The sequence below is a fragment of the Thioalkalivibrio sp. ALJ24 genome (assembly GCF_000377785.1).
GTDB lineage: Bacteria > Pseudomonadota > Gammaproteobacteria > Ectothiorhodospirales > Ectothiorhodospiraceae > Thioalkalivibrio.
The window spans coordinates 96,961-115,013 of the sequence record NZ_KB898731.1 but is presented as its reverse complement, the minus strand read 5'-3'; the positions used below and the strand labels follow the sequence as shown (position 1 = coordinate 115,013).

The 18,053-nt window shown below is 70.4% G+C and carries 18 protein-coding genes; 8 read left to right on the top strand and 10 right to left on the bottom strand.

Annotated elements, in window-relative coordinates; all coding sequences use genetic code 11:
* From D571_RS0111385 to D571_RS0111375, 3 genes are read right to left on the bottom strand one after another with little or no spacing between them, the layout of a single operon-like run.
* Positions 1–1,365 (bottom strand): AMP-binding protein, encoded by a 1,365-nt coding sequence (locus tag D571_RS0111385; RefSeq protein ID WP_018936816.1) that lies wholly within the window; start codon positions 1,363–1,365, stop codon positions 1–3.
* Complete coding sequence (locus D571_RS0111380; RefSeq protein WP_018936815.1) at positions 1,362–1,961, bottom strand: hypothetical protein; 600 nt, start codon at positions 1,959–1,961, stop codon at positions 1,362–1,364. Before D571_RS0111380 ends, D571_RS0111385 begins: the two co-directional genes overlap by 4 nt.
* Before the next feature lie 14 nt (positions 1,962–1,975).
* Positions 1,976–2,245, bottom strand: a complete 270-nt coding sequence (locus D571_RS0111375) for a phosphopantetheine-binding protein (RefSeq protein WP_018936814.1) — start codon at positions 2,243–2,245, stop codon at positions 1,976–1,978.
* 219 nt (positions 2,246–2,464) lie between these two features.
* On the opposite strand from D571_RS0111375, the gene D571_RS0111370 reads away from it, so the two are divergent.
* On the top strand, positions 2,465–3,097 hold the full coding sequence (locus tag D571_RS0111370) for a YdcF family protein (RefSeq protein ID WP_051076183.1): 633 nt from the start codon (positions 2,465–2,467) through the stop codon (positions 3,095–3,097).
* A gap of 18 nt (positions 3,098–3,115) precedes the next feature.
* On the opposite strand, the gene D571_RS0111365 is transcribed toward D571_RS0111370, so the two are convergent.
* The 7 genes from D571_RS0111365 to trxA form a co-directional block, all read right to left on the bottom strand.
* Positions 3,116–3,445, bottom strand: a complete 330-nt coding sequence (locus tag D571_RS0111365; protein ID WP_018936812.1) for a hypothetical protein — start codon at positions 3,443–3,445, stop codon at positions 3,116–3,118.
* 36 nt (positions 3,446–3,481) lie between these two features.
* Positions 3,482–4,684 carry an alanine--glyoxylate aminotransferase family protein gene (locus D571_RS0111360; RefSeq protein ID WP_038047117.1) on the bottom strand — a complete coding sequence of 401 codons (1,203 nt, stop codon included), beginning with the start codon at positions 4,682–4,684 and terminating at the stop codon, positions 3,482–3,484.
* 112 nt (positions 4,685–4,796) lie between these two features.
* Positions 4,797–6,065 carry a glycolate oxidase subunit GlcF gene (gene glcF, locus D571_RS0111355; RefSeq protein ID WP_018936810.1) on the bottom strand — a complete coding sequence of 423 codons (1,269 nt, stop codon included), beginning with the start codon at positions 6,063–6,065 and terminating at the stop codon, positions 4,797–4,799.
* A gap of 13 nt (positions 6,066–6,078) precedes the next feature.
* Positions 6,079–7,188 carry a glycolate oxidase subunit GlcE gene (gene glcE, locus D571_RS0111350; protein ID WP_018936809.1) on the bottom strand — a complete coding sequence of 370 codons (1,110 nt, stop codon included), beginning with the start codon at positions 7,186–7,188 and terminating at the stop codon, positions 6,079–6,081.
* A gap of 75 nt (positions 7,189–7,263) precedes the next feature.
* Positions 7,264–10,029 (bottom strand): TRAP transporter permease, encoded by a 2,766-nt coding sequence (locus D571_RS0111345; protein WP_018936808.1) that lies wholly within the window; start codon positions 10,027–10,029, stop codon positions 7,264–7,266.
* Entirely contained in the window at positions 10,022–11,005 is a 984-nt protein-coding gene (locus D571_RS0111340; protein ID WP_018936807.1) for a TAXI family TRAP transporter solute-binding subunit, read from the bottom strand. Before D571_RS0111340 ends, D571_RS0111345 begins: the two co-directional genes overlap by 8 nt.
* A 93-nt stretch (positions 11,006–11,098) precedes the next feature.
* Entirely contained in the window at positions 11,099–12,088 is a 990-nt protein-coding gene (gene trxA, locus D571_RS0111335) for a thioredoxin (protein ID WP_018936806.1), read from the bottom strand.
* A gap of 139 nt (positions 12,089–12,227) precedes the next feature.
* On the opposite strand from trxA, the gene parE reads away from it, so the two are divergent.
* From parE to D571_RS0111300, 7 genes are all read left to right on the top strand, one after another.
* Positions 12,228–14,114, top strand: coding sequence for a DNA topoisomerase IV subunit B (gene parE, locus D571_RS0111330; protein ID WP_018936805.1), 1,887 nt, complete (start codon positions 12,228–12,230; stop codon positions 14,112–14,114).
* A 23-nt stretch (positions 14,115–14,137) separates the two neighbouring features.
* Positions 14,138–14,392, top strand: a complete 255-nt coding sequence (locus tag D571_RS0111325) for a Smr/MutS family protein (protein ID WP_018870239.1) — start codon at positions 14,138–14,140, stop codon at positions 14,390–14,392.
* Positions 14,393–14,454: 62 nt separating this feature from the next.
* The gene (locus D571_RS0111320) at positions 14,455–14,688 is read left to right on the top strand and encodes a hypothetical protein (protein WP_018936804.1); all 234 of its coding nucleotides are present in this window, start codon (positions 14,455–14,457) and stop codon (positions 14,686–14,688) included.
* A 94-nt stretch (positions 14,689–14,782) separates the two neighbouring features.
* Positions 14,783–15,139: a DsrE family protein gene (locus tag D571_RS0111315; protein ID WP_018936803.1), complete on the top strand. Its 357-nt coding sequence runs from the start codon at positions 14,783–14,785 to the stop codon at positions 15,137–15,139.
* 10 nt (positions 15,140–15,149) lie between these two features.
* On the top strand, positions 15,150–16,799 hold the full coding sequence (locus D571_RS0111310; RefSeq protein WP_026287805.1) for a hypothetical protein: 1,650 nt from the start codon (positions 15,150–15,152) through the stop codon (positions 16,797–16,799).
* Between the two features lie 4 nt (positions 16,800–16,803).
* Positions 16,804–17,700 (top strand): carbamate kinase, encoded by an 897-nt coding sequence (locus D571_RS0111305; protein WP_018936801.1) that lies wholly within the window; start codon positions 16,804–16,806, stop codon positions 17,698–17,700.
* A 125-nt stretch (positions 17,701–17,825) separates the two neighbouring features.
* Positions 17,826–18,047 carry a hypothetical protein gene (locus D571_RS0111300; RefSeq protein ID WP_038047113.1) on the top strand — a complete coding sequence of 74 codons (222 nt, stop codon included), beginning with the start codon at positions 17,826–17,828 and terminating at the stop codon, positions 18,045–18,047.
* The last annotated feature ends 6 nt before the right edge of the window (positions 18,048–18,053 follow it).

The following is an 18,053-nucleotide window of genomic DNA, read 5'->3' as shown; positions in this document are numbered from 1 at the left end:
TCAGGCGCACTCCCCGTGGCGCGCGAGCAGGTCCAGCAGTGCCTGGCGCGGGAGCTTGCCGGTGGCCGAACGCGGCAGGGCCTCCACCCGCACCAGCGGGCGCGGGAGGAAGGCCGGATCCAGACGCCCGGCGAGCCGGCCCTGAATGGTGGCCTCGTCCAGTTCCGGGGCCACGACCAGCGCTGCAAGGCGTTCGATGCCGGCGGCATCGGAGCCGGCGGCGGGCGGGATGAAGACGCCGTCCTCGACCCCGGGGATGGTCTGCAGGTGGCGGTTGAGTTCGACCAGCGAGGCGCGCTTGCCGGCGATGTTGAGCATGTCGGCCAGACGCCCGGTCATGTGGAACGCACCATCCGGATGGACCTCGATGCAGTCCGGCAGCGGGACCGGCTCGGCATGCTGTGGCCCCTGCACCAGCGCCAGTCCGGAGGTGCCGTCATCGGCATTCACCTGCACGCCGGGGTAGGGGGTCCTGTGATGCTCGGCCACGGTTCGCCGCGTGGCGATCGCGCCGGCCTCGGTGCAGCCGTAGATCTCGGTAACCGGCGCGTCGAAATGCCGTTCCAGCTCCCTGGCCGTGCTGGCCTCCAGCGGTGCAGTGGCCGACAGGACCCGGGCGGGCGAGGCGGGCGCCGGCTGTCCGCAGCGCAGGCAGGTGCCCAGATGAAAGGGCGTCGAGATCAGCACCGGCCGCGGTTCCCGGGCCAGCGCCGCGTGCACGTCGGCGGGGTAGAACGGGCGTTCCGCGATCAGGGTGTTGGGGCCCAGCAGGGCCAGCAGCACGGTGGATTCCAGCCCGTACATGTGCTGGGGCGGCACGGTGGCGACCAGTGAATGACCGGGGGCGCGGTCCATCTCCAGACGCTGCAGGGCCTGTCCGGTGGCTGCGACCAGATCGCCCCAGCGTCGCGGGTGGGCGGTGGGCGTGCCGGTGGAGCCGGAGGAGAAGCCGAGGATGGCGGTCTGCTCCAGCGGGATCTCGGGAGGCGGGGTGTCGCCGGCGGCCACGGCTGCCTCGCCGCGGGCGGTGACCGCGATGGTGGGGAGCGGAAAATCGCCCTCGCGGGAGTCCACGACGGCGATCGGGTCGGAATAGCCGCGCGCGATCTCGGCCAGCACGGTGCGCCCGCGCGCCGGCGGCAGCAGGTTCATCTGCCCGCGCAGCAGGATCGCGGCAAACGCGACGGAGAAACGGTAGCGGTCCTCGCACAGGTTGAGGGCCGCCCTGCCTTCCGGCAGGCGTGCGGCCAGTTCGTGCACGTCCGCCAGCCAGGCGGCACGTGATACCGGCCGGCCGTTGATCCGTGCCAGCGGCGTGTCGTGTGTCGCGTACAGCGGGTGGGCGGGGGTCGCCGGCTCGCTCATGGCTGCCTCAGGATGCGTCTGTGGTCGGCGCGCGCCAGTTCCGTCAGATAGGCGAGAAAGCCCGCGCGGGGCTCGTCCGGCAGGAAGCGGGCACGCAGCGGATATTCCAGCATGAACAGCCCTCCCAGCAGAAGATAGTTCACTCCGTTGGCGATCACGGCCCAGACTGCGGGTGATGCGAACAGCGACAGGCCGAGGGAGACCAGCGCGAGCGTCACGCAGGTGGTGGCCCAGATTGTGGTGATGGTGCGCGTGTAACGGTGCACCGCCGGGCTGTCCGAGGCGCCCATCTCCAGCGCGTAGCGCGTGATCAGCGGCGTGGAGCCGGGGCGCAGCGAGCGCGCGAACAGCAGCCCGATCAGGCTTGGCACCAGTACCGGCACCGCGTGGATCACCCAGCCGCCGAGCGGGGTCAGGCCCAGCGTGCCCATGATCGCCAGCAGACCGGCGCCCAGCAGCAGGCGCGGGTACACACCCGGGGACGACGGGGCCAGTGCGAAAAATATCAGTAGTGCCAGCAGGATCAACGGCAGGGGCTGCAGCTCGATCCACTGCCCGGCGATCACCGAGGCCGGGTAGGCGAGCGCCACGGCCACGGCGGCCCCGCCCCTCACGAGGTGCGGTTGGCCTCGATGTGTTCGCTTAGCGCGCGCAGCGACGCGAAGATGCGCAGATTGTCCTCGTCGTCCGAGCGGATCTGCACCCCGTAGGCGCGCCCGACCGCAAGGGCCAGTTCGAGGGCGTCGATGGAATCCAGCCCGAGGCCCTCGCGGAACAGGGGCGCTTCCGGATCGATGTCCTCCGGCGCCGTGTCCTCGAGGTTCAGGCTGTCCACGATCAGTTGGGCCACTTCCTGCTCGAATGCCGTCTGCGCCCCCATTGGGTTCTCCTGGAATCATTGATCGGGGGCGATGATACCGGGACCGTCGCGGGCTTGGTACCCTTCAAACGGAGGTGTTCCGGGGGCGGCGCCCGTGGCAGCCTTCGGGGTGGCCCCGCGCATCTCGATTCAATCGCAGATCCATCTCGATCCGTGGAGGCCGCATTGGTGCAGTATCGCCGGGTAACCCTGGGACGCGTGGGGCTGGACGGTCTGGCGATGTTCGCCCTGTCACAGCTGGTGACCGTCGCGACCCTCGGGCTCAGCCTGCTGGCGGTCTGGTGGCAGGTGCGGCGCGTGGCACGCGGGGCCTGTCGGCCGCAGGTGGTGGAGACCGTGCTGGTGGCCGGGATGCAGCTGGATGCGCAATGCCTGCCACCCGGCTATCGCCTGCGGCTGCTGCGGGCGCTGCGGCTGCTGCGTCGGCATCCGCAGGCGCGGGTGCTGGTGCTGGGCGGACAGACCTCGGCGCAGGGGCCCAGCGAGGCCGCGGCCGGGGCCGAGTTTCTGCGCGAACGGGGCGTCCCGAACGCGCGTATCCGTATCGAGGATCGTTCCACGCACACCCTGGAGAATCTGCGGCATGCGCGGGATCTGCTGCACGAGGAGAACGCCGGCGGCGAGGCCCCTCCGCCGGCGGTGCTGGTGACCAGCCGTTATCATCTCGCCCGGGCGCTGGCAATCGCGCGCGGGCTGGGGCTGCAGCTGCAGCCGTGCCCCGCCGAGCCCGGACGTGGTGGTGCCCGCGGGCCGGTGCTGTGGCGCGAGGCCTGGCTGCTGCACTGGTATCACACCGGGCACGCGTTCGCCCGTGCGTTCCGCCGGCGCGGGATGCTCCGGCGGATTACCTGAGAGGAGGGCGGATCGGTCTCAGCCGCGGGCGGCCAGGGCCTCTTCGTTGTAGGCGGCATCGATGGTGGTGATGGTCTTCTCCACCAGCCGGAAGCCCTCCACCGGGGCATCATCGCCCATGTATTTCAGCCGTAGCGGGCCGATTGCCTTGACCGCCTCGGCGCGCTCCAGCGGGGTATCCGGGCCGTCGGCTCCCGCACCGTCCATCAGTGCGACCAGGATCTCGGCGGCGATCGGGTCCTTGTGTTCGCCGCTGCGGGCCTTTTCCAGCGTGCCGGCGGCATCGCCGTCGAGGAATTCCGTATCCAGGTTGCGGTCGAGATAGTTCAGCAGTTCACTCAGGTTCATCAAAGCCTCCCGGTATTTTCGGCTCGAGTTGCCGGTTCAGCCGCGGGCCGCGGCCGAGTCCATGTTCGCATAGGCCGCGCGGGCGGCCTGCATCGCGCGACCGGGTTCCACCAAGCCGCGATCGGTCAGCACCGCCTCCAGCGCGGACAGGCAGGTCAGCACGTTGCGTTCGTTCGCGCCGTAACCCATCAGGCCGATGCGCCAGACCTTGCCGGCGTACGGGCCCAGGCCGGCGCCGATCTCCAGGCCGTAGCGTTCCAGCAGCTCGCCGCGCACCGCCGCTTCGTCCACGCCCTCGGGGACATGGACGGAATTGAGCTGCGGCAGACGGTGTTCCTGGGCCACCAGGAATTCGAGGCCCATCGCTTCAAGGCCGGCGCGCAGCGCGTCGTGGTGACGGCAGTGCCGCGCCCAGCTGTTCTCCAGGCCTTCTTCCTGCAGGATCACCAGCGACTCGTGCAGGGCATACAGGGCGTTGATCGGGGCGGTGTGGTGATAGGCACGCTTGCCGCCACCGCCCCAGTAGCCCATGACCAGGTTCAGATCGAGGAACCAGCTCTGCACCTTGTGGCTGCGCGCCTGGATACGGTCCACCGCGCGCTGGCTGAAACTGACCGGCGACAGGCCGGGGGTGCAGGACAGGCACTTCTGGCTGCCGGAATAGATGGCATCCACGCCCCATTCATCGACGTACAGGGGGCTGCCGGCCAGGCCGGTCACCGAGTCGACGATGGTCAGGCAGTCGTGCTCACGGGCCAGCCGGCAAAGGGTCTCGACGTCCGAGCGCGCGCCGGTGGAGGTCTCGGCATGCACGAAGGCGAGGACCTTCGCGTCGGGGTTGCCCTTCAGTGCATCCGCGACCTTGTCCGGGGAGACCGGGTTGCCCCAGTCGTCTTCCACCACCACGGCGGTGCCACCACAGCGTTCGACATTCTCCTTCATGCGGGTCCCGAACACCCCGTTGATGCAGACGATCACCTTGTCACCCGGCTCCACCAGGTTGGCAAAGCAGGTCTCCATGCCGGCGGAACCGGGGGCGGAGACCGGCAGGGTCAGCGCGTTTTCGGTCTGGAAGGCGTACTGCAGCAGGCCCTTCATCTCTTCCATCATGCCGACGAACACCGGGTCCAGGTGGCCGATGATCGGGCGACTCATCGCGCTCAGCACGCGCGGGTTCACGTCGGAGGGGCCGGGCCCCATCAGGGTGCGTTGCGGCGGAAGAAAGGAAGAAGCGGTCATCGTTTAACCTTCTGCTGTACTCGGGAAATCGGATGGCGCGAATGTAGGCCCCGGCCGGGGTGCGGGCAAGCGCCCCCACCGCGCGGCGGGAGTTCCCCGCGCCGGATTATGGTCACCCTTCCCGACGGTGGCGGTCCAGCAGGCTCAGCCAGTGTTCCACCCCACGTTCGGTGCCCGACTGCAGGTGGCTCAGGCAGCCGATGTTGGCCGACACGATGCGCGCCGGGGCCGCAGCTTCCAGGTTCCCGAGCTTGCGGTCGCGCAGCTGCCGTGCCATGGCCGGCTGAGTGATGGAATAGGTTCCGGCCGAGCCGCAGCACAGGTGGCCCTCGGCGACCGGCAGGATCTCGCACCCGGCGGCCTGCAGCAGCGGCTCCACGCGTCCGGCCAGGCCCTGGCCGTGCTGCAGGGTGCAGGGGGCGTGCCAGGCGATCCGGCGGTCCTCGCCGGTGACCTCGATCCCCAGCGCACGGATGGTGTCGGCGTCGAACAGCTCGGCCGGGTCGCGCACCAGCGCGGTGAGTTCGCGCGCCCGCTCCTGGTATTCGTCGTCACCCTCCAGCAGGTGGGCGTAGTCGCGCAGCATCGCGCCACAGCCGCTGGCGGTAGAGACTACCGCGTCCACTCCCCGCTCCAGTGCCGGTGCCCAGGCGTCGAGATTGGCGTGCAGGCGGGCGCGCGTGCGTTCCGCATCACTCAGGTGATGTTCCACCGCGCCGCAGCAGCGCGCGGCGGAGACCCGTTCCACCGCGATGCCGCGCGCGGCCATCAGGCGCTCGAACGCCGCGTTGATGCGCGCGTCGATGGCATCGTGCACGCAGCCGGCCAGCAGCAGCACGCGGCCGTGCTCGAAGGATACGGCCCCACCCTGCAGCACCGGATCGCCGGCGGGTTTGGCGGGGCTTGGCGGGGCCCGATGGGCGGCCGGTATCTTGGCCCGCAATTCGCCGCGCAGCAGCGGACGGGCCAGGCGCCCGGCACCCAGGGCGAGGCGGAACGGCCACCCGGCCGGGAGCGTGCGCTTGAGCGTGGCGCGCAGCAGGCGCTCGCGCCAGCCGCGCGGGACGTCGCGTTCCACCGCCTCGCGCCCGAATTCCACCAGGTGTGCGTAGTTGACCCCGGACGGGCAGGTCGTCATGCAGTTGAGGCAGGTCAGGCAGCGATCCAGGTGGCGCCCGGTGGCCGCGTCGGCCTCGCCCTGTTCCAGTACCTGCTTGATCAGGTAGATGCGTCCGCGCGGGCCGTCCAGCTCGTCGCCCAGTTCCTGGTAGGTGGGGCAGGTCGCGTTGCAGAAACCGCAGTGGACGCAGTTGCGCAGGGCCTGTTCGGCGATGCGGGCGGCCGGGTCGTCGGCGTAGCGTTCGTGGATACGAGTGTCCATGGGAGTGCTCGCTTCAGGTGCCGGTGGCGCGGTCCGGGGAGCCGGGCAGCAGCGGACTGTGGAACACGCCTTCGGGATCCATCGCATGGCGCACCCGGGCCTCCAGCGCCTCCAGTGCGGTGCCGCGTGGATGCAGGCGGGGCGCACCGGCCGGGTCCCCGTGCCAGATGCGAGCGTGTCCGCCGGCGGCCTCCACCGCGGCGCGCACCCGTGCCGGGTCGGCCTCGCTGCGTAGCCAGCGCTCCCCGCCGCCCCAGTTCAGCAGCCACTCGCCGGGCAGCTCCAGCGGGGGCGTGGCCGGGGGCACGACGATGCGCCACAGGCGTTCGCCCGGCAGGGGGGCGGGCCCGAACAGGTCCGCGCGATGGTCGCGCAGGCCGCGCCAGAACCCTTCACCTTCAACGGAAGCCGCGTCGCCCAGACGCTCGGCCGCCTCCGCGACTGCCTGTTCCCCGCCGCTCAGGCGCAGCTGCATGCGGCCGCCGCTCCAGGCCAGCCCGGACAGCGGCAGGGCCGTACGACCCAGCTCGCGACAGGCGTCGATGAAGCCGGCGGCATCCAGCTCGCGCTGCAGGTACTGTTCATGCGCCGGGCGCGGCAGGAGCTTGAAGCTGACCTCCAGCAGGACCCCGAGGCCGCCCAGACTGCCGGCCATAAGCCGGGAGACGTCGAAGCCGGCGACGTTCTTCATGACCTCGCCGCCGAAACGCAGGATCTCGCCGGCGCCGTTGATCACGCGCGTGCCCAGCACGGCGTCGCGCAGGCTGGCGGTCCACGGCCGGCGCGGGCCCGACAGTCCGGTCGCGACCATTCCGCCGACGGTGGCGCCCGGCCCTGGATCCCCCGGCTCGAATGGCAGCATCATGCCCACCGCGGCCAGCTCGGTCTGCAGTTCGGCCAGCGGAGTGCCGGCCCGCACGCTGACCACCAGTTCGCTGGGGGCGAGATGGGTAATGCCGCGGTGTGCCGTGACATCGAGGGTCTCGACGTCGCCCGGCAGGGGGTCGGGCCGGGCGATGGTCGACCGGGTCCCGCCCCCGCCGACCCACAGCCGGCGGCCGCCATCGGCGGCCTCGCGGACCGCGCGGGCGATTTCCTGGCTGTGGTCGGCGGTCTCGGACATCGGTCTCCGTGGGTTTCGGGTGGCGGCGCGCGGGTGCGGTCGGCGTCCGGCCGGTCAGGGCCGGACCCGCGCGGTTCAGGCCGGGAGCGTCGGCGCCGCCGTTGCCGGGCCGGGCCCCGCAGGCGGCTCGCGGCGCCGCTGGTTCCACACCACTACCAGCCCCAGGGCCAGCGCCGGCAGATAGAACCAGTACGGGCTCGGCCGGTCGGTCGGAACCAGTACCGCGGTGATCTCCCAGCCGCCTTCCAAGCCTACGCGGGCGGCGGGGCTCTCGAAAGCAACCGTGCGGATGCGCGTTCTTTCCTCCGGGTCCACGTCCAGCCCGGCCTCGGACAGGCGCTCCAGCGGGTCGTCGCGCCGCTCGCCCAGCGGGAACATCACCGTGCGGGTGACCTCGCGCCCTTCGAGGTCGAGCCCGGTCGCCCGCAGGCGCAGGTTGGCGCCATCCGGGGCCGCGTCCACCACCTCGGTCAGGGTTGCCGGGTCCTCGCTGACATGGGCCGGGGCGATACGGTCCATCAGCACGGTCGGCGCGAGCAGGGTGAAGGCCACCACCAGCAGCAGGGCGGACTCCCAGTGACGGCTGCGGGTCAGGAACCAGCCCTGGGTGGCCGCGGTGAACGCCAGGATCCCCGCCAGCGAGCCGAAGAACACCAGCGCCAGCTGGAACACGTTGTCCACGCCGATCAGCAGCAGCTGACTGTTAAAGATGAAGAAGAACGGCAGGGCCACGGTACGCAGGCTGTAGGCGAAGGCCTGTACCCCGGTGCGCACCGGGTCCGCCTTCGCGACGGCCGCGCCGGCGAACGAGGCGAGGCCGACCGGCGGTGTGACGTCCGCCATGATGCCGAAGTAGAACACGAACAGATGGGCCGCGATCAGCGGGATCAGGACGTCGTTCTGGGCGCCCAGCTCGACCACGATCGGGGCCATCAGCGTGGCCACCACGATGTAGTTGGCCGTGGTCGGCAGGCCCAGGCCGAGGATCAGGCTGATCAGCGCGGTCAGCAGCAGGACCAGCAGCAGGTTGCCGCCGGACAGGGTGTCGACCACGTCGGTGAGCACCAGCCCGAGTCCGGTCATCGCTACCGTGCCGACGATGATCCCCGCGGCCGCGGTGGCCACGCCGATGCCGATCATGTTGCGCGCGCCGGTGGCGAAGCCGTGGAACAGCTCCCACACCCCGACCCAGGCGGCCTGCAGCAGGCCGCCCGTGCCGCGCATCAGCGCCACCAGCGGGCGCTGGGTCAGGACGATGAAGATCATGAACGCCACCGCCCAGAATGCGGCCAGCCCCGGCGACAGGCGTTCCACCACCAGCGCCCAGACCAGTACCACTAGCGGCAGCACGAAGTGCATGCCCGACAGCAGCACCGGGCCGATGCGCGGCAGCGGGCGGTCGGTGTCCAGCGGCTCGGGATCGGGTTCGCGCGCGGCGATCCACAGCAGGATCAGGTAGGCCGCGAACAGCAGTCCGGCGATGATCCAGGCGGCGCGTTCGCCCGCCACGTCCTTGATCCAGCCGAGCCCCCAGTACACCGCGGCGGCGAGGATGATCAGGCTGGTCAGGGTCAGGCCGAACGCGATCAGGCGTCCGCGCAGGGTGCCGCCGACCGCGCGCTGCAGGCCCTCCATGCCGCCCTTGCAGGCCTCCAGATGCACGATGTAGAGCAGCGCGATGTAGGCGATCAGGGCCGGGAGGATCGCGTGCTTGAGCACCTCCACGTAGGAGATGCCCACGTATTCGACCATCAGGAACGCGGCCGCGCCCATAACCGGCGGCATCAGCTGGCCGTTGACCGAGCTGGCGACCTCCACCGCCCCGGCCTTGTGCGCGGGGAAGCCGACGCGCTTCATCAGCGGCACGGTGAAGGTCCCGGTGGTCACGGTGTTGGCGATGGAGGAGCCCGAGACCAGCCCGGTCATGCCCGAGGCCACCACCGCGGCCTTGGCCGGGCCGCCGCGCAGATGCCCGAGCAGGGCGAAGGCCACGCGGATGAAGTAGTCGCCGGCGCCGGCGCGTTCCAGCAAGGCACCGAACAGCACGAACAGGAACACGAAGCTGGTGGAGACCCCCAGCGCGATCCCAAAGACCCCCTCGTTGGACAGCCACTGCTGCGCCATCGCGCGCGGGTAGCTGGCGCCGCGGTGGGCGATCAGGTCGGGCATCAGCGGCCCGGCGAAGGTGTAGAACAGGAAGATCGCCGCGATGATGGTAAGCGCCGGCCCCAGCACCCGCCGCGCGGCCTCCAGCAGCAGGATCAGGCCGATCCCGGCGACGATCAGATCGACCTCGGTGGGTGCACCGGCGCGGTCCGCGAGGGTCTCGTGGAACAGGTACAGATACAGTGCGCTGAACGCGGCGACCGCGGCATAGAGCCAGTCGAACGCCGGGACCCGGTTCAGCGGATCGCGCCCGCGCAGCAGCGGCCAGGCCACCAGCAGCAGGGCCGCGCCCAGCGCGGCGTAGACCTCGCCCAGACGTTCCAGGCCGATGAACTGCCAGGCCCCCAGGCCCAGCAGGGCGAGCCCGCCGAGGGCGTAGGCCACGCCGAAGCTGCGGGGCAGCACCGCGCGCCCGCCGCCCGGGCGCAGCGCCGGGAACAGGAGGAAGGCGAGGAACACCGCGAAGGCGAGATGCACCGCGCGGGCATCGGTGTCCGACACCGTAAACCAGTCCAGCGCATCCGGCAGCGGCGAGGCGATCCACAGCTGGAACAGCGACCAGGCGACTGCGACCACGAAGATCAGGACCCGGGTCGCGGTGCCCGGGTGGCGCGCTCCGGTCTCGATCTCCTCGGGCGTGATGTCGGGTGCGGGAGCCGATCGGGAATCAGTCATGGAGCAGCCCTGCCTCGCGGAAGTAGCGTCGTGCCCCGGGGTGCAGCGGCGCGGAGAGCCCTTCGTCCACCATCGCCTCGCGTTCCAGCCCGGCAAACGCCGGGTGCAGCCTGCGGAAGGTGTCGAAATTCTCGAACACCGCACGGGTCAGGGCGTAGGCGGCGTCGCTGCTGGTGCGCTCCGAGGTGACCAGGGTCGCGCCTACCCCGTAGGTGCGGATGGTTTCGTCCTGCCCGGGATAGGTCCCGGCGGGGATCTCGGCGGCCATGTAGTACGGGGTCTCGTCCACCAGGCGGTCGATGGCCTCGCCCTGCAGCGAGACCAGGCGCGCGTCGCAGGTGGCGATGGGTTCCTGGATCGCGGCCGACGGGTGGCCGACGGAAAACACGAAGGCATCCACCCGGTTGTCGCACAGGGCCTGGGCCTGTTCGCGCGAAGGCAGTTCGGCGACCCGGGCGAAGGTGTCGTGGTCCCAGCCGAGTTCGTCCAGCAGTTCTTCCATCATCGCGCGCTGGCCGGAGCCGGGGTTGCCGATGTTCACGCGCTGGCCCTGCAGGTCATCCAGCCCCTCGATGCCGGAGTCCCGGCGCACCACCAAGGTCAGCGGTTCCGGGTGCAGGCTGAACATCGCCCGCAGGTGATGCGCGGCTCCGAAGGCCTCGAACCGCCCGCTGCCGTGGTAGGCGTGGTGCTGCAGATCCGACTGGGCCACGCCGAAGTCCATGTCGCCGGAACGGATCATGTTCAGGTTGAACACCGAACCTCCGGTGCTCTCGGCGGTGCAGCGCATGCCGTGTTCGTCGCGCTCCGCGTTGAACAGCCGGCACAGGTGCTGGCCGGCGGGGTAATACACCCCGGTCACCCCGCCGGTGCCGATATTCACGAAGGCCTGCCCGGCCATGGCCGGCAGGGCCGGCAACAGCACCAGCAGACCGAGCAGCAGGGCCGCGCCCCTGCATCCGCCGTAGCGCTTCATCCGCGTTTCCTCGTGACGCCTGATCGTGCGGAGTGTAGGGCAATGCGGAGCAATGTAAATCGCCGCGGGCAGGCATCCGCGCGGCGAGGCGTTTCAGTACAGCGCGGCCATCATCTTGCGGCGGTACTGGCCAACCAGCGGGTTGTCGTCGCCCAGGGCGCTGAAGGCCGCGAGCATGCCGGCCTTGCCGGCGTTCTCGCCATCGGCATCCTGGTACCCCGGGTGCCGCTTCATCAGTTCCAGATAAAGGCCCAGGGCTTCCTCGTAGCGGCCGTGCAGCATGGAGTACGCGGCCAGCGTCTCGAGGGTCTCGGGCGCCGGATCGCCCTGTTGCATCTCGCGGGCCAGGGCCTCGGGGTCGGCCCCGGCGGCCCGGCGGGAGAACCGCAGGTGGGCGCGCAGGGTCTTCACCGCATCATCCTCTGCGCGGTTCAGCGGCAGCTGGTTGAGCTGGGCCTCCGCGGCATCGGGGTCGCCGGCCTGCGACAGCGTGCGTGCCAGTTCGATGCGCAGGTCGGGATCCTCGGGGAACGTCTCCAGTGCGGCCTCGAGAGTGGTGCGGGCGGCCGAGGTGTCGCCCGCGCGGATCTGCGCGCGGGCCAGCTCGGAGCGTAAATCCTTGTTGCCCGGGTCCACGGCCACGCCCTGTTCCAGCGCCTGTACGGCACCGGCCGCGTCACCGGCCTGCAGGGCACTCAGGGCCTGCTGGCGATGGGTGTCGGAGGGGCGCTCGATGTAGCGGTCGAGCATCTCGCGGATGGCGGATTCGGGCTGCACGCCCATCTTCTGGTCCACCACCTCGCCGTTGCGGAAGCACATGATGGTGGGCAGGCTGCGCACCCCGTACTGCCCGGCCAGCTCCTGGTTCTCGTCGCTGTTGACCTTGGCCAGGCGGAACGCGCCGCCGTAATCCTCGGCGATCTTCTGCAGCAGCGGCATCAGCTGCTTGCAGGGGCCGCACCAGGCGGCCCAGAAGTCGACCAGCACCGGACGCCGGTGCGACTCCTCCAGCACTGCCTGCTGGAACTGGTCCCGGGTGACGTCAAGGATGTTTTCGCCGGTCGTGCCTGCGGCTTCTGCCATGGGGATCCTCCTGAAATGCCGGAATACGGAATCTTCCGTGCATTGTTGGGATCGGCCCCGGGATTGCAAGCCGCGTGCCCGCAGGCTCTGGTACGCTGCGCGAATTCCGGCCGACGGAAACGACACGGGGAACGCCCAAGTGAGCTATTCCGCATCCGACATCGAAGTCCTCGAGGGACTGGACCCGGTGCGCAAGCGTCCGGGGATGTACACCGACACGGCGCGGCCCAATCACCTCGCCCAGGAGGTGATCGACAACTCGGTGGACGAGGCGATCAGCGGCCATGCCAGCCGCATCGACGTGGTCCTGCACAAGGACGACTCGGTCTCGGTCACCGATGACGGACGCGGGATGCCGGTGGACCTGCATCCGCGCGAGAACCGCCCGGGGGTGGAGGTGATCCTGTCCACGCTGCATGCCGGCGGGAAGTTTTCCGACAAGAGCTATCAGTTCTCCGGCGGCCTGCACGGGGTCGGGGTGTCGGTGGTGAATGCGCTGTCCGAGCGCCTGGACGTGGACATCCGCCGTGACGGCCGACGCTGGCGGATGGCCTTCGCCGGCGGCCACAGGCTGCAGGAGCTGGAGGCCGTTGGCGAGGTCGGCAAGCGCAATACCGGCACCACGCTGCATTTCTGGCCCGATGCGCAGTATTTCGATTCGGCGAAGTTCTCGGTGACGAAGCTCAAGCACATCCTGCGCGCCAAGGCCGTGCTGTGCCCCGGCCTGACCGTCACCTTCCGCGACGAGACCACCGGCGAGGCCTGCGAGTGGTGCTATCAGGCGGGGCTGCGCGACTACCTGGTGGAGGCGCTGGACGGCCTGGAGCGGCTGCCGGAGGAGCCGTTCATGGGCTCGATGGCCGGCGCCACCGAGGCGGTGGACTGGGCCGTGACCTGGCTGCCGGAGGGCGGCGAGGTGGTCAGCGAGAGCTACGTGAACCTGATCCCGACCCCCCAGGGCGGCACCCACGTGAACGGCCTGCGCACCGGCCTGACCGATGCGGTGCGCGAGTTCTGCGAATTCCGCAGCCTGCTGCCGCGCGGGATCAAGCTGGCGCCGGAGGATGTCTGGGAACGGGTCGCCAGCGTGCTGTCGTTCAAGATGCAGGACCCGCAGTTCGCCGGGCAGATCAAGGAGCGCCTGTCCTCGCGCCAGGCCGCGCCGTTCATCTCCGGGGTCATCAAGGACGCCTTCAGCCTGTGGCTGAACCAGCACCCGCAGCAGGGCGAGCGAATCGCCGAGCTGGCGATCCAGAACGCGCAGAAGCGCAGCCGCGCGGGGCGCAAGGTGGTGCGCAAGAAGGTGACCCAGGGCCCGACCCTGCCGGGCAAGCTGGCCGACTGCGCCAGCCAGGACCTGGAGCGCACCGAGCTGTTCCTGGTGGAGGGCGACTCCGCCGGCGGCTCCGCCAAGCAGGCGCGCGACCGTGACTTTCAGGCGATCATGCCGCTGCGCGGCAAGATCCTGAACGCCTGGGAGGTCGATCCCGACCAGGTGCTGGGATCCCAGGAGATCCACGACATCTCCGTGGCCCTGGGCGTGGATCCGGGGCAGGCCAGCCTCGACGGGCTGCGCTACGGCAAGGTCTGCATCCTCGCGGATGCCGACTCCGATGGCGCGCACATCGCCACCTTGCTGTGCGCGCTGTTCCTGCGGCACTTCCGCCCGCTGGTGGAGCAGGGGCACGTGTACATCGCGATGCCGCCGCTGTACCGCGTGGACGTCGGCAAGCAGACCTTCTATGCCCTGGACGACGACGAAAAGGCCGGGGTGCTGGAACGCATCGAGGCGGAGAAGCTGAAGGGCAAGGTCGCCGTGACCCGCTTCAAGGGCCTGGGCGAGATGAACCCGCTGCAGCTGCGCGAGACCACCATGAATCCGGACACCCGGCGTCTGGTGCAGCTCACCCTGGATGCCGCCGACGACACGCAACAGCTGATGGACATGCTGCTGGGCAAGAAACGCGCCTCCGAGCGCCGCGCCTGGCTGGAAGACAAGGGCCACCTGGCCGACGTCGAACCCTGATCCGATCCCTGCGGAGGTCCGTGATGTCGCGGCTTTCCATCGACCTGCACGAATGCTTTCGCGATGGCCGGCGCATCGATCAGGCGCTCAACGGCGCGATCGACGAGGCCTGCGAGAAACGCATCAAGACCGTGGAGATCATCCACGGCAAGGGCAGCGGGCAGCTGAAAAAGCGGGTGCTGCGTTTTTTGCAGCAGCCGGAGGTCAAGGCGCGTTACCACCGGGTGGAGAAGGATTCGAAGAATCACGGCCGGCTGTTCGTGCATTTTCGCCACTGAATCCGCGCCGCCGTGTCGGGGCATGCGCGGTACCGGTGGCCGTATGCGATAGGATGCGCGCCATGCCGACCGTTCTGCGCCTGTTCGACCGCCTGCCGCTGTGGCTGTTCGCCCTGATCGTGGCGACCGTGGGCCTGTGGCCCTGGCAGCCCGAGCCGGCGATCGCCGGTCTGGTGCGCGACCTGCTGGCCGGCGAACTCGCCGGCGCGGCGGGCTGGGGCGGTCTGCTGCTGCACGGACTGCCGTGGCTGCTGATGGCGCTGCGTCTGGCCCGCCAGAGCCGGACCGGCGTCTGATCGGGTACGCTGCGGATTGCTGTAACAACAACGGACCCGCCGGGTCCGCCAACCGGCCGCAAGGCCGACACGCGACGACACAGGAGAATCGACCATGCGCTTTATCGTTGCCGTTACCGCCGGAACCGATGACCCCACCCGCGCCACGCTGGGCATGATCGCCGCCAAGGTGGCCAAGGATCAGGGACACGACGTGACCGTATGGCTGCAGGGCGAGGCGGCGAACATCGCCAACCGCAACATCTACGACAAGATCGTCGGCCACAACATGCCGGCAATGAAGGACATCGTCGAGGATCTGGTCGACGCCGGCGTGCCGCTGTGGGTCTGCGAGGCCTGCGGCCGTGGCCGTGACGTGACCCCGGACAACTTCCTGGCCACCGCCGAATACGCGGGCATGGGCCACTACGTGCAGGCGGTGGCCGAGTTTGATCGCTCGATGAGCTTCTGATTCGGGCGGGTTGAACCTCCCGCCCGAACAGTCCGGCCGGCGCTTGCGCGCCGTCCCCGGCGGGGTCCGCGTCCTGCTGACCCTGCTGCTTCTGAACGGACTGCTCCTGGCCCTGGACATCCCGCGCCATGCGGGCCCGGGGCCGGGGTGGCTGGCCTGGGAGGCCGTGGTCCTCGCCGGACTGTTCGCGGTTCTTCCTCTGGCCACCGCCCGCGTACTGGCTCGGGTGGTGGCCGCCATCCTCCTCGCACTGATCGTGCTGGCGCTGTTCGATGCGCTGGCCCGGGTCAGCCTTGCCCGTCCGCTGAATGTCTACGTGGACATCGGCCTGCTGGATGCCGTCTTCCGGCTGCTGACCGGCAACCTCCCCACTGCCGGCGTGATCCTCGCCGTCGCGGCGCTGCTGGCCGTGATCGGGCTGGCGGTGTGGTCGCTGGCGCGTCTGCTGGCGCGCCCGGTCGTGCCCCGGGGCGCGGGTTTCGTGCTGCTGGGCGCGGGCCTCGCCGGGCTCGCGGGCCACGCGACGGGCGTGGAGCCGCCGCGCACGGCGGCCCCGGCGGTGGCGCTGGTAACGGCGCAGGTCGACGGCATGCGCGAGGCGCGGTGCGAGGACCGCGTGCTGGCGCACCGGCTGGACGAGGATCCGCGGCTGGCCGAACCCCGGTCGCTGGAGGGTCTGGCCGGCGTCGATGTGGTGGTGGGCCTGATCGAGTCCTACGGGGTCTCGGCGCTGGAGATCCCGCGCTATGCCGAGGTCATCGAGCCGACCCTGGAGGATCTGCAGGAGGATCTCGCCGCGCGGGATCTGCACGCGGTGACCGGGGTGATGAAGGCCCCGATCGCCGGCGGGCAGTCGTGGCTGGCGCATGCCTCCCTGCTGTCGGGCGTGGCCGTGCGGCATGCCGGGCAGTACCGCCGGCTGCAGGAGCGCGAGCGGGCGACCCTGGTGCAGGACTTCGCGGCCACCGGCCATCACACGGCCATGCTGGCCCCGGCCATCACCCTCGACTGGCCGGAGGGGCGCTGGTTCGGCTGGGACCGGATCCTGGACCGCGACGGCATGGATTACCGCGGCCCCCCGTTCTTCTGGGTCACGATGCCCGACGAATTCACCTGGTGGCGCTTCGAACAGGACGTGCGGCCGGACCCGCAGGGCGGGGAGGCGCCTGTGTTCGCGATGCTCGCGCTGGTCAGCAGCCACGCCCCGTGGACCCCGGTACTGGACGTGCTGGACGACCCGGATGCGATGGACGACGGGCGGGTGTTCCACGAACAGGCCGGGGCCGGGCCCGCCCCCGAGGTCCTGTGGCGGGACTTCGACCGCGTGCGCGACCATTACGCCGAGGCGGTGCGCTACTCGCTGGAGGTCAGCGGCCACTGGGCGCGCGACCACGTAGACGAGGACACCCTGTTTCTGATGCCGGGCGACCACCAGCCGGCGGCCCTGGTGACCGGCCCGGATCCCTCGTGGGCGGTGCCGGTGCACGTGATCTCCGGCGACCCGGAGCTGCTGGAGCCGTTCCGGGCCCGTGGCTTCCACGACGGTTTCGAGCTGCCGCCGGCCACCGGGGACGAGGACATCCCCGGGTTCGAGGACCTGCGCGACTGGTTGCACGAAGATTACGGTGATTCACGCCGATCAACGGCTGACGGGAGGTAGGGGCATGCGCATCGTGGTCGCCCTGGGGGGCAACGCACTGCTGCAGCGGGGGGAGACGCCCTCGGCCACGAATCAGCGGCACAACGCGCGGCGCGCGGCCGCGGCCATCGCCGGTCTGGCGGCGGAGCACGAGGTGATCGTGACCCACGGCAACGGCCCGCAGGTGGGGCTGCTGGCGAACCAGGCGGAATGCGACCGCATCGCCTGGCCGCTGGACGTGGTGGGCGCGGAGAGCCACGGGATGATCGGCTACATCCTCGCGCAGGAGCTGCACAACGCGCTGGGACATGACCGCGTGGCCAGCCTGCTGACGCAGACCGAGGTCGATCCGCATGATCCGGCCTTCGACGAGCCGAGCAAGTTCATCGGACCGACCTACGCCGAGGAGGCCGCGCGGCGTCTGGCACAGGAGCGTGGCTGGCGCATCGCCCGCGACGGCAGGGCCTGGCGTCGGGTGGTGGGGTCGCCGGAGCCGCGCGCGCTGCTGGGCGTGCCGGCGATCCGGACCCTGGCTGCTGCCGGGACCCTGGTGGTGTGTGCCGGCGGGGGCGGGGTTCCGGTGGCGCGCGATGCCGACGGCCGGCTCGCTGGTGTGGAGGCGGTGGTGGACAAGGATCTCGCCGCGGCCCTGCTGACCGTCGAGGTGGAGGCCGATGCCCTGCTGATGCTCACCGATGTCGATGCGGTCTATGCCGACTGGGGTACGGACGCGGCCCGACGGCTGGACCGCCTGAAGGCCAGCGACATTGACCCGGCCGAATGGCCGCCGGGGTCCATGGGACCCAAACTGGATGCGGCGCGGCGGGTGGCCCTGGGCGGCCGCATCGGGGGTATCGGGGCGCTGGAGTCGGCCGCGGCCATCCTTGCCGGGAACGCCGGGACGCGGATCGTTCCGGACTGACCGATCGAGATGCATGGGCGGTTGCGGGCCGGGAGCCGGGAATCCCCTGCACCAACCGGAGTTCTTGGCCGTCTGCGCGCTCGCGTGCAGTCTTGCGGGCTGAAATCGGGGGAGAGAGGTGGATCATGAAGCAGAGAATCACGGGCAGAATCACCGCTATCTCGGTCCTGCTGGCGGGCGGGTTGCTGCTGGCGGGCTGTAACGGAGAGCCGGAGGCCGAAGAGGGCCCGCCGCAGAGCCTGGGCGATCGCCAGATGCAGCCGCAGCCGACCGAGGACGAGGGGGTTCAGCGTCCGCAGCAGCCGGGCATGCCGGCGGCTGACGTCAAGCGCACCGACGACGACTGACGCCGT

Coding starts and splice junctions, on each gene's coding strand:
- glcE (WP_018936809.1), bottom strand. CDS start 7,188: ATGTCCGAGACCGCCGACCACAGCCAGGAAATCGCCCGCGCGGTCCGC.
- D571_RS0111370 (WP_051076183.1), top strand. CDS start 2,465: ATGTTCGCCCTGTCACAGCTGGTGACCGTCGCGACCCTCGGGCTCAGC.
- D571_RS0111345 (WP_018936808.1), bottom strand. CDS start 10,029: ATGACTGATTCCCGATCGGCTCCCGCACCCGACATCACGCCCGAGGAG.
- D571_RS0111305 (WP_018936801.1), top strand. CDS start 16,804: ATGCGCATCGTGGTCGCCCTGGGGGGCAACGCACTGCTGCAGCGGGGG.
- glcF (WP_018936810.1), bottom strand. CDS start 6,065: ATGGACACTCGTATCCACGAACGCTACGCCGACGACCCGGCCGCCCGC.
- D571_RS0111325 (WP_018870239.1), top strand. CDS start 14,138: ATGTCGCGGCTTTCCATCGACCTGCACGAATGCTTTCGCGATGGCCGG.
- D571_RS0111385 (WP_018936816.1), bottom strand. CDS start 1,365: ATGAGCGAGCCGGCGACCCCCGCCCACCCGCTGTACGCGACACACGAC.
- D571_RS0111315 (WP_018936803.1), top strand. CDS start 14,783: ATGCGCTTTATCGTTGCCGTTACCGCCGGAACCGATGACCCCACCCGC.
- D571_RS0111360 (WP_038047117.1), bottom strand. CDS start 4,684: ATGACCGCTTCTTCCTTTCTTCCGCCGCAACGCACCCTGATGGGGCCC.
- D571_RS0111375 (WP_018936814.1), bottom strand. CDS start 2,245: ATGGGGGCGCAGACGGCATTCGAGCAGGAAGTGGCCCAACTGATCGTG.
- trxA (WP_018936806.1), bottom strand. CDS start 12,088: ATGGCAGAAGCCGCAGGCACGACCGGCGAAAACATCCTTGACGTCACC.
- D571_RS0111365 (WP_018936812.1), bottom strand. CDS start 3,445: ATGAACCTGAGTGAACTGCTGAACTATCTCGACCGCAACCTGGATACG.
- D571_RS0111340 (WP_018936807.1), bottom strand. CDS start 11,005: ATGAAGCGCTACGGCGGATGCAGGGGCGCGGCCCTGCTGCTCGGTCTG.
- D571_RS0111320 (WP_018936804.1), top strand. CDS start 14,455: ATGCCGACCGTTCTGCGCCTGTTCGACCGCCTGCCGCTGTGGCTGTTC.
- D571_RS0111300 (WP_038047113.1), top strand. CDS start 17,826: ATGAAGCAGAGAATCACGGGCAGAATCACCGCTATCTCGGTCCTGCTG.